This is a genomic window from Rhodococcus sp. T2V (assembly GCF_029269925.1).
Lineage (GTDB): Bacteria > Actinomycetota > Actinomycetes > Mycobacteriales > Mycobacteriaceae > Rhodococcus_F > Rhodococcus_F koreensis.
Genome location: NZ_JARJBD010000166.1, coordinates 1 through 10,471, shown reverse-complemented (window position 1 = coordinate 10,471; position 10,471 = coordinate 1). Strand labels below are relative to the sequence as shown.

10 protein-coding genes are annotated in these 10,471 nt (G+C 63.8%); 7 read left to right on the top strand and 3 right to left on the bottom strand.

Going from position 1 to position 10,471, the window contains the following annotated elements; all coding sequences use genetic code 11:
- The 3 genes from P3H15_RS51395 to P3H15_RS51385 all read right to left on the bottom strand — a co-directional run.
- Positions 1–220, bottom strand: a 220-nt coding sequence (locus P3H15_RS51395; protein ID WP_276144389.1) for a hypothetical protein, incomplete at its 3' end; no start/stop codon positions are given.
- A 37-nt stretch (positions 221–257) separates the two neighbouring features.
- Positions 258–1,313 carry a phosphotriesterase gene (locus P3H15_RS51390; RefSeq protein WP_276144388.1) on the bottom strand — a complete coding sequence of 352 codons (1,056 nt, stop codon included), beginning with the start codon at positions 1,311–1,313 and terminating at the stop codon, positions 258–260.
- A 428-nt stretch (positions 1,314–1,741) separates the two neighbouring features.
- Positions 1,742–2,608: an alpha/beta fold hydrolase gene (locus P3H15_RS51385; protein WP_276144387.1), complete on the bottom strand. Its 867-nt coding sequence runs from the start codon at positions 2,606–2,608 to the stop codon at positions 1,742–1,744.
- Positions 2,609–3,091: 483 nt separating this feature from the next.
- Here P3H15_RS51385 and P3H15_RS51380 point away from each other — a divergent pair, with 483 nt between their 5' ends.
- From P3H15_RS51380 to P3H15_RS51350, 7 genes are all read left to right on the top strand, one after another.
- On the top strand, positions 3,092–4,294 hold the full coding sequence (locus P3H15_RS51380; protein WP_276144386.1) for an acyl-CoA dehydrogenase family protein: 1,203 nt from the start codon (positions 3,092–3,094) through the stop codon (positions 4,292–4,294).
- The gene (locus tag P3H15_RS51375; protein WP_276144385.1) at positions 4,291–5,352 is read left to right on the top strand and encodes an acyl-CoA dehydrogenase family protein; all 1,062 of its coding nucleotides are present in this window, start codon (positions 4,291–4,293) and stop codon (positions 5,350–5,352) included. Before P3H15_RS51380 ends, P3H15_RS51375 begins: the two co-directional genes overlap by 4 nt.
- Positions 5,353–5,431: 79 nt before the next feature.
- Positions 5,432–6,598 carry a thiolase family protein gene (locus tag P3H15_RS51370; RefSeq protein WP_276144384.1) on the top strand — a complete coding sequence of 389 codons (1,167 nt, stop codon included), beginning with the start codon at positions 5,432–5,434 and terminating at the stop codon, positions 6,596–6,598.
- Positions 6,599–6,602: 4 nt separating this feature from the next.
- Complete coding sequence (locus tag P3H15_RS51365; RefSeq protein WP_276144383.1) at positions 6,603–7,025, top strand: Zn-ribbon domain-containing OB-fold protein; 423 nt, start codon at positions 6,603–6,605, stop codon at positions 7,023–7,025.
- Positions 7,022–7,819 carry an enoyl-CoA hydratase-related protein gene (locus P3H15_RS51360; protein ID WP_276144382.1) on the top strand — a complete coding sequence of 266 codons (798 nt, stop codon included), beginning with the start codon at positions 7,022–7,024 and terminating at the stop codon, positions 7,817–7,819. Before P3H15_RS51365 ends, P3H15_RS51360 begins: the two co-directional genes overlap by 4 nt.
- Before the next feature lie 142 nt (positions 7,820–7,961).
- Positions 7,962–8,600 (top strand): TetR/AcrR family transcriptional regulator, encoded by a 639-nt coding sequence (locus P3H15_RS51355; RefSeq protein WP_276144381.1) that lies wholly within the window; start codon positions 7,962–7,964, stop codon positions 8,598–8,600.
- A gap of 536 nt (positions 8,601–9,136) precedes the next feature.
- A complete protein-coding gene (locus P3H15_RS51350; RefSeq protein WP_276144380.1) occupies positions 9,137–9,832 on the top strand; it encodes a TetR/AcrR family transcriptional regulator in 696 nt (231 codons plus the stop codon).
- Positions 9,833–10,471 lie beyond the last annotated feature (639 nt).

The following is a 10,471-nucleotide window of genomic DNA, read 5'->3' as shown; positions in this document are numbered from 1 at the left end:
CTGTCCCACAGCTCTTTTTCCCCCTCATAACCACCACGCCGCCACCCGACTGTGGAACCACGGCATCGCCAAACTCCTGCGCCGCATCAACCCAGCACGCCGACACCGCGCCAACCCCCGCGTCGTCAAACGCAAAGTCCTCAAATGGGCCGCCAAACGTGCACACCACCAACACCATCCACAACCCACCCAACCGCCGAAATGCACCTTCCTTGTTCACTAACTGAACGGTATTGCATTTAGATTAATCATGTGTTTTATGGAATAGACAGTGCTCGCCTTGGGTTTTCGATCGTTATGCACTCGATCTCTTCATAGGAGAAACCCAGGCGGACCATCAGGGGAACCACATTCTTGATAATGTGCCCATACCCGGGCCCACCGAAACGGCGAAGGTCACTCTTCTGGGCAGTATCCTGCGAGATGAGAATGCGTTCGATGTGTCCCGCCTCGATCAATTTTCGCACATAGTAGAGACGGCGAGCATCATTTGGCCAGCGTGGATCCGCAGCCATGGAGGAATGCGAAGATTCTCTGCCGAAAAGGTCCAGTTCCAGATATGTCCCCAGCTCGGCAAAGTCGAGGAAAGATCGTTCCTCGAAAAATCGTGCATCTAGGTGAGCCATCACAATTCGGTCGGGGCGCACCCCTACGGTCATCGACTCCGTCACGGCCGTCGCGGGCGCATTTGCAGATCCTCCTGGATGAATGAGGAGCGGAGTTCCGGTTTGCATTTGCGCTCGGCTGGCCGCCCGCAGCACCTTCAGTTCGTCAGGATCGGTTGGCCACCCCAAGCCGATCTCGCCGATAACTCCGGACTTGACCCGCGTACCGTCGGCGCCAATCACAATGTCTTCGACGATTCTACGAGTTATTTCATCCTCGGCGGCGGCGGCGACAAAAGGCGTATGAAATCCCTTGCTGTAGTACCCCGCACCCATGACTATGTGTACGCCGGAGCGCCGCGAAAGTCGCGCCAATCCCTCTGGGTCGCGTCCTAACCCGATCGGGGTGGCATCCACAATTGCGCTTCCGCCCGCGGAGCGATAATCAGTCAGCTCGTCGGCGATGGTAATTTCGTCGGTCAGCTGCAGGTTTTCATTGTGCAGGATCGTCTTGCGAATTTCGTATCTGTTCTCAAGGGTGATCGGCGTCTGCATTCTCGAACGAGCGGTGGCCGACAGTTCTTCGCGCGGCGGTTGAACACCGAGGGATGCCGATGAGAGATCACATAGGAGATGCTCATGGGGTTGCGTATGCCCGATAAGTGATGAGTCAACCGGACCCAAGACAGTCATGATCTGCGGTGACATTTGATTATTCCTTACTGTGTCGAATTCAGCGGACACCGGATTGCCGGCAACTGACTCCGATGGCTCACCTCGGGGTCGGTTGAACAACACATACGTACATCGCACGCCCACCTGAGTGGCTGAGGATTTTGGGCCACTCGGTGCCGTGCAGGTCAGGCCAGGATGCCGTCGGCAGGTGCCGACCTCCGCCGGAGCAGATGTCTACAGCAGGTGAGCAATCCAAAGCAGAGCCGCGACATCGCCAGGCGTCCAAGGAATCAGTTCTGCACAATGCGATTCTGGAAGAGTTCTCGCTCTGGTCATCCGGCAACTTTTGCAATCTTGCACCTGGAAAGGTTGAGGCGCTGCGGCGAGAATACCGGCGCCGATATCAGTGGCGGACGCCTCGGGTCGCCATTCTTTCGGTCGCGGGAAATTACGTGGACTTCTCAGCCGGCAAGGGCTTCCTGGGCGTATCGCAGGAATTCCTCGGGAGCTTGTCGAAGGTAGAAATGACTCCCTGTCGGCCGTCGCAGCTCGAACGTCGGCTGGGTCACGCGCATCCGCGCGACGATCTCCTCGTCAAGGAATGCGCTTTCGGACGCCCACAGTACGGTGATTGGTGCCTGAATCTGCTCCCAGCTTTCCCACAGGCGTGGATTTCCCTCGACCCACTCGGTCTGCACCATCCACAGGATCTCTGGATCAGCCCTATAGATGAACTTCCCGATCCAGTTCCGGCGATACTCGTGGCGGAGAGAAATCTGATGAAATTCATCGCGCCAGTCAGGGTGCGCTTCGCGGAGAGCGGCCAACACGCCATGTTCGGAATCGTAACTCGGCATACCCTGCATGCTGGCCTTGCACAGTAGCTGTGCTGTTTCTTGAGACAGTTCGGGACCAGCGTCGGAAAGCAGGACATGTCCGACCTGACCTGACCACGTAGCAGCCAGCATAATCGCGACCCGAGCGCCTACCGAATGGCCCACGATTTGAATCTCGGCGATATTCAAATGCGCAAGCAAGGCGCTGAGGTCGTCAACGAAACTCTCCAGGGCGTAGCCCTCTTTGCTCCAGTCGCTCAAGCCATGGCCTCGCAAATCGACACAGATTACACGCCGGGTTCTAGCCAGGTCTGCAGCGACCGAGTCCCAAACGTGAAGTTCCTTGCCGAGTCCATGGATGAGCAGCGTCGTATTTTCTGTCGAAGAATTCCAGTCGGTGTAATGCAATTTCAGGCCGTTGACCTCGACGAATGTGTCAGTGGGGGCGTTAGTGCACGTCATGAATTTCCTCACTTTGGTGATGTGTGTCACTTCAATCCGACGCAGGATAGCACCACCTGCCTGTCCTTCGTCCGCGCGTGTTTGTGGGCGGAGAGCTTGCTCTCCTCGCGCGAGGTTTGTGGCTTGTTTCGATCTGGAGGCCCATCGTCATCCCGCGTCCATCGGTCGACGGACCGGCCACCCATCGGTGCGTTTTCAGCGGTCGGCGGCGCTGGATCGTGATGGCTGCGAGCCGCGGGGTGTGATCCGCGCTCGCGAGGCCGAGCGGATCGGCGGCGGATGACGGGCCGAGTGGTCTCGGTCGCAGAAGGTCGCGGCGCACGTTCACCGTGATCAGACGACCGCAAAGCGAATATTAGACTGTCGATTGACTTTTCGACCGTGGGGCGAGAAACTGAGATTCATCGCCCAAGGAGACGAGGAGGGGTTGTCCGTGATCACCGACAGTTCACGTGGGCTTGCCGAGTGGGCGCGACGGAGCCCACACCAGGTTTCGCAGGAAGTGAGCGTCCGATGACGAGCGACTTCAGGATCCACATTCGTGAGTGGTTGCGTGAGCACGGACCCCACGCGCCGCCGGACCCCCACGCCCTACCTGCAGGTGCAGACCTCGAGCCGGCCAAGGCCTGGCAGTTGGCGTGCTATGAGGCCGGACTGGTCGGCACAAACTGGCCGAAGGCGTACGGTGGCCACGGCCTCGGCGAGGCCGAGCGACGCATCGTCCTCGAGGAGTCGGCCCCCTACAACCTGGGGGAGGGGACCTTCACCGTTGCCGTGGGTATGGCGGGTCCGACGATTCTGGACATCGGCACCGAGGCCCAGAAGCTGCGCTACATCCGTCCGCTGCTGCGCGGCGACGAGCTGTGGTGCCAGCTGTACTCCGAGCCGGCGGCTGGATCGGACGTGGCGGGCATCCGCACGTCGGCCCGCCAGATGCCTGACGGGTCCTGGCGGATCAATGGACAGAAGGTCTGGACGTCGGGCGCGCAGCACGCCGACGTGGGCGTCATCATCACTCGTACGGACCCGAGCGTCCCCAAGCACCGCGGTCTGACGAAATTCATCATCGACATGCGCCAGCCGGGTATCGAAGTGCGGCCGCTACGTGTGGCCAGCGGCGAGACCCCCTTCAACGAGGTCTTCTTCGACGACGCCGTGGTCGCCTCCGACGCGGTGCTGGGTGAGGTCAACGGCGGCTGGGCGGCGGTCTTGGCGATGCTGCGCCACGAGCGCATGGCCATCGCCGAGCTGGGACTGCCGCAGAACCGATTGCTGTCACCAGCCAACCTGGCGCAGGAGGCGCGGCGTCGGGGACGCGGCGACGATCCGCACATCGTGGCGGAGATCGTCGACCTGTTCGTGCGCGAGAAGGCCCTGACCGCCGTCCTACTGCGCCTCGACGCGGAGCTGGAAGCGGGCATCGACAGTGGGCCGGTCGACTCGATCGCGAAGATCGCAGCGAACCAGCTCAACGAGCGGGCGGGCGAGTTGGCCATCGAACTGATGGGCCCGGAGGTCCTGACGCCCACGACCCCGGGCGTCACCGACCTGTTCCGGGTCCACCTGGACTCGATCGGTCACGCCATTGGCGGAGGCACCAGCCAGGTGCAGAAGAACATCATCGCCGAGCGTCGTCACCGACTCCCCAAGGATCCCAGCCCGGATCGCCGCACTCCTTTCAACGAACTCCCCGCCAGCCCGAAGGTCGCACCATGAACATGGTCCTGTCCGATGAGCAACGGACCCTTCAAGAGGTGTGCCGAGACTTCGCCGAGAAGCACGCCCCGCGTGATCAGGCGAGAGTCGCGCTGACCGACTACCGCAACACCGACCGCAAGTTGTGGTCGCGGATTGCCACCGAACTGGGCATCGCCGGTCTCCTGATCGACGAGGAATTCGGCGGCAGCTCCGCGACGATCGCGGACGTCGCCGTCGTGATGACAGAGTTCGGCCGGGGACTCGTGACCGGCCCGATGCTGAGCACGGGTGTCGTGGCACCGCTGCTCCTGCGCCACTACCCCGGTGATGTCGCCACACGGCTGTTGACCGGCATCGCCGCGGGCGACGTCGTCGTGGCAGTGGCGGGTCTCGACGCGCCGAACTTCGACGCGTCGGAGGGCGGCGTCTCCGGTACCGACGGCTCCGTGTTGCACGCCGCGACGGCCGACACCCTGCTGATACGCGTGTCCGACGAGCTGGGCGAGGGCCTTTACGAGGTCGACGCGACGGCCGAGGGCGTGACGATTGAGATCCAGGAGCCACTGTCAGCCACCCACCCCGTGGCGGTCGTGACCCTGGACCGCGTCGCCGCGACGCGACTGGGTGACATCGAGCCCGCCCTCCGGGAAGCGCAGCCCGAGATTGACGTGGCGGTCGCCGCGGAGCAGGCGGGCGGCATGGCCGCGTGCATAGACCTCGTCGCTTCCTACGCACGGGAGCGCTTCGCGTTCGGCATGCCCATCGGGACCTTCCAGGGTGTCAAGCACCCAATCGCCGAGATGACCGCGGACGCCGAGCTCGGTGACGCGCTCGTCCGGTGGGCCACCCAGACCGGCCGTGGCCAACTCATGGGAACCGCCGGCATGGTGGCCCGTCGGCACCTCGACAGCTCTTACGCGTCGGCGGCTCGGCGTGTGATCCAGCTGCACGGAGGCATCGGCTTCACCTGGGAGCACGACGCCCACCTCTTCTACCGCCACGCCCTCGCGTGCACTCACGCGTTCGGGTCGGCGGCCCAGCGGGACGCCGAGCTGACGTCCCGACTGCTGCCCTGATCCACCCATCGCACTCCCAACCCGCGCGGCCGGCCCGCTCGCCGGGCACCGCCGAGTCACCTCATCAAAGGAGATACGAATGACCGCAGCAATCGTGGGACTGGGGGTCACCCAGCAGGGCCGCGTGCCCGGAGTGACCTCGTTGGAGCTGAGGCTGGAGGGCCTCCAGCTTGCGGTCGAGGACGCCGGCCTGAAGATGACCGACATCGAGGGCTACATCTACCAGCCGGGCATCGTGGAGATGGACGTCTTCGGCCTGGGCGGCTACGTGCCGAAACTGCTGGGCACGCGGCCCCGCCTGGTCTGGCAGACCCAGAGTGGTGGAGTCAGCGCGATCCAGGCCCTGACCACTGCGGTCGGCCTCGTCGAACGTGGCGAGTGCGACTACGTCGCGGTCGGCTACGGCGACACTGCACTCAGCGCGAACACCCTGGTGGGCGATGCCGGGATGTTCGCTGCGCACCGCGGCGACACCCCCGGCGTCTACGGCATGTACTCGCCCGGTGCGGACCACGCGCTCGCCGCGCGGCGGCACATGGCCGAGTTCGGGACGACGAAGGAGCAGCTCGGCGCCGTCTCCCTCAATGCTCGCGCCTACGCCAACATGCGTCCCGACGCCTACATGCACGGTCGTACGATGACGATGGACGACTACCTGGGCGCTCGTCCGATCGCCGACCCTCTCGGCAAGTTCGACTACTGCCTCGTGGCGGACGGCGGATGCGCCTTCATCGTCACGACGGAGGAGCGCGCCAAGGACTGCCCCGGTCCCACCGTGCTGATCGAGGGCCTCGGCTTCGGCCACTCGCTGCAGGACAGCTACGAGCAGGATGCCTACCTGACCTCCGGCATCACGCACGCGGCCAAGTCTGCGTTCGCCCGCGCCAAGATGTCGCCGAGCGATATCGACGTCGCGGAGATCTACGACTGCTTCACCATCACGGTGCTGATGGCCCTCGAAGGCCTCGGCTTCTGCGGGCGCGGCGAGTCCGGCCCGTTCGTCGCCGACGGCAACCTGTGGCTGGACGGGGTGATCCCGACCAACACCGCTGGCGGCGAGCTCTCCTGGAGCTACATGCAGGGCTTCACGCCGGTGGTCGAGGCCATCCGTCAGGTCCGCGGCGATGCCGGGCCGACCCAGGTTGCCGGTGCGGAGACGTGTGTCGTCACCGGGCATGGAGGAACCACTACTGATCAGGGATACATGGAGTACGGCGACGCCTGCATGATCCTGCGGAAGGGATGAACCAATGACCGCGACCGAGACTCTTGTGCCCAAGGCACGGCCGATGATCAACAAGATCAACAAGCCGTTCTGGGATGGCTGCCTTGAGAACCGTCTTCTGCTCCAGTTCTGCGCCTCGTGCGACCGCTACCAGTTCGTCCCGATCGAGGGATGCAGCCGCTGCAACGGGCCGGTCGAGTGGCGTGAGGCGTCGGGGCGGGGAACGCTGTACACCTACACCGTCATCCGGACGCTGTACCACCCCGCCTTCGCGGACGAGCTTCCATACAACGTGAGCGTCATCGCGCTGGAGGAGGGCCCGCAGATCCTCGCCAACGTCGTCGACATCGACAACGACGACCTGAAGGTCGGTATGGCTCTAGAGGTCGTGTTCGACAGCGTCGATCCGGACCTGACCGTCCCCCGGTTCAAGCGGGCCGGTTCATGAGCGCCGAGGCGACCCCGGCGGACGAGCACCTGCTCGTCGAGCGTAGGGGCTCCATCCTGCTTGTCACGCTGAACCGTCCGGAGGTCAAGAACGCGATCACGCGGGCGATGGCCGATCGGCTTCATGTCGTGACTCGAGAATTCCAGTCTGACAAGGACCTGCACGTCCTGGTCCTGACGGGCGCTGGCGACTCGGCGTTCTGCGCGGGCGCCGATCTCGGCGGCGACGCCGTCGGTGACAGTCCGACCAGCCTGCGCGACGCGTTTCCAGATCCCGGCAAGCGCTTCTTCTCCGATGTCACCAAGCCGGTCATCGCCGCGGTGAACGGCGTGTGCGTAGCCGGTGGTATGGAGTTAATGCTCGGTAGCGACATCCGTGTCGTCGCGGAGCGCGCCAAGTTCGGCGTCCCCGAGGCGCGGTGGGCGCTGATGCCGGTGGGCGGAGGCGTCGTGCGTCTGGCGCGGCAGTTGCCCTGGGCCAAGGCGATGGAGTTGCTACTTGTAGCCAACACCATGACCGCCAGCGAGGCGCTAGACCTCGGCCTGGTCAACCGCGTCGTCCCGACGGAGGACGTGCTATCCACCGCGTTGGAGCTTGCGGATCGGATTCAGCGCAACGGACCGCTCGCGGTCCGACGCATCAAGGAGGCGGTACTCCAGGCTTCCGGCGTACCGCTCTACGAAGCGCTGTACACCGAGCTCCTGTTGGGGTCGGAGGTCTTCCGGAGCAACGACGCTCAGGAAGGGCCCCAGGCGTTCATGGAGAAGCGCCAGCCTGTCTACCGCGGCGACTGACATGAGCAGCCCGCTAGCCACACGTGGTGCTCCGGTGTCCCCGAGAGTCTGCGGCCGGGTGGCGGGCCGCTCCGGCGTCGTGTCAAGGTGGTCAGCGTGAATCACGCTGACCACGCAGGTGCGACGATCCGTGAGGTCTGCCGTGGCTGACGTCCAGGATGCGACCACGCGCAAGGACCGCCGTCGGGGGCGTCGCCGGGATGAGATCCTCGCGGTGGCTGCCGCCAAGTTCACGAGTCAGGGTTACGAGGCGACGACACTGGAGCAGATCGCCGACGAGCTGGAGCTCGCGAAAGCGAGTCTCTATTACTACGTGAGCAACAAGGAGGAGCTACTCCTTCGGATCGCAATTCGGCATACCCAGGAGATCGCCGGGGCGGGGATGTCCGCGGCCGGAGAGACCGGTGAGGCACACGAGCGGCTGTGGCGCCTGATCGCGGCCCACGTCGAGGCGGCCTGCCTCCAGCCGCACACCGAGCTGCTCGACGTCAACTCGCGGATTCTGCGGCGACGAGCCGAAGACGGTCCCGGAGTGGAGCTGCGCGAGATCATCGGCGCCTACGACCGTTTCGTCCTGTCCCTCGTCGAGGAGGGTGTCGCGCGCGGCACGTTCGCGGCGGAGCCCCAGACAGCGAGCCCTATGATCATGGCCGCGGCCAATGCCATGGCCCGTTGGTCGGTCAGCCAGCGGGTAGTGAGCGCCGCAGACCGTGGCGTGTCGGCCGCGCAGTTGATCGTCGGTGGGTTGATGTCGCCGATGCTCCGTCCGCCCCCCTCGTAGCGACGACGACCCGTCGGGGCGCCTGCTGGGGACTCACAGCCAGGGTGTGGGCATACTCGGAACAGTTGTTCGTGGTGCCCGTATGATGCTGATCATCACGATCCGCTGGCCGGGGCACCAAACCTGTGTACGTCAGGTCTGGCCGCCCTTCGCACGAAGGCAACCCGCTTCAGCTCCGTCGGCGGCGCCCCTCTATCTATTCGTCGAACCGTCTAGAGTCGAATGCGGGGGTGTTGATCTTTGGTCGGCATCCGGCTCCTTGGGTTCCCTGCCGGCGAGTGGGAGAAACCCAGGGCGGTGACGTTCGAGTTGGGCGACTCGCGCGGTGGGGATATGCATGCATCGCTCGAGTCGAGCCCAGGGTTCGACTGCAAGTTGACCGACCGTCCGCCGGTTGACAAGATGACGGAGTAGTCGTCGAGGGCAGGAGGATCAGCAGTGACCGCTGGCGAAAGTAGTGGCTGGATCACCATCGCTGTTGCTTCTTCTCGCGTGCGGGTCGATGGATCGGCGACACGGCGGTCGGCGGATCGGTCGTGACCAAATCGGGGTCATTGGCCAGGGCCGCCCGCAGTAGCGACACGGCGCTCGAGGCAGAAGAGAATCGGAGCGAGAGTAGAGCGGACCGTAGGCGTGGTCGGCGGCGCGATGAGATCCTTGCGATCGCAGCGGAGAAGTTCGCCGTGAAGGGGTACGAGGCCACCAGCCTGGAAGAGATTGCCGACGAACTGGAACTCGCCAAGGCAAGCCTTTACCACTACGTCGAGAACAAAGAAGAGCTTCTCGTCCGGATTGCCCTACGTCACACCCAGGAGATCGCCGCTGCCGGCATGACCGCGGCTGGATCCGAGGGGCCTGCCAATGAACGGCTCTGGCGATTGGTCGCGGCGCACGTCGAGATCGCGTGCGCTCAGCCGCACACCGAGTTGCTGGACCTCAACTCGACACTACTCAGAAAGCCCGCCGACAGCGCGCCAGCGCGGCAGTTGCGTGCAACGATCGCAACTTACGATGCCTTCACTCGAAACCTGATAGGGGAGGGTATCGAGAGCGGAATCTTCGCTCCAGCGGATCTGAACGCTGCTGGATACATGGTGATGGCTGCCGCGAACTCTATGGCGCGCTGGTCAGTCCGTGACCGCGTCGCGAGTGCCCATGTTCGTGGAGTTGCGGCCGCGGAACTCTTAGTCGGCGGTTTGATGTCACCGATGCGCAGACCCGTCGGTGTGTAGGGTCTGGTTCGGGGCTATCCGTACAGCACCGGAGAGTCAAGAATACTGCCTTGATGCCAGTCGGTGGTGACTACGTTCCCAGTGCCATCCACAGTCTCAACGGGCCGGACACTTGAGCCTCGGAACCCGAAGTGAAGTGGCGCCGTCCGAGAAGGGGCGATAAGTAGATGAGTAGCTGCACGAGCGGATCTGACCGACTGCCTGGGCATACCTCGCCGACCGGCGAGTCGCTGCGTGTGTCACACAGCGCCTGACGAAGTCCGCAGAGCGCTGAACAAGCAACAGGTGGTCGGCTACCGCATCTACCACTGCGAGCCAGCCTCGGCTGGAGGGGTTTCCTGATTAGTGTGATGCGCCGGTTGGTGGATGAGTCGACTCCTCGGCCGGTACCGAGTGCATTACGGGAAGTGCAAAAGTGCTGACTGCATCGCATTCCGTCCTCGATCCTCAAGGTCGAATGCTAGCGGACATGCCAACCTCCCTGTAGGCGGACACGTTCGTCCTTGCTGACGGACAGCTGATCTCCCTGTCGATGGACATGGGGGCCGGCGGTGTGTCGGTCCTGACACAGACGCCCCTCCGGGGGTCAAGTCCCGGGGCGTGGTGTACGAAGTCGTCGTGTGACTCCTCGTGGGGTTA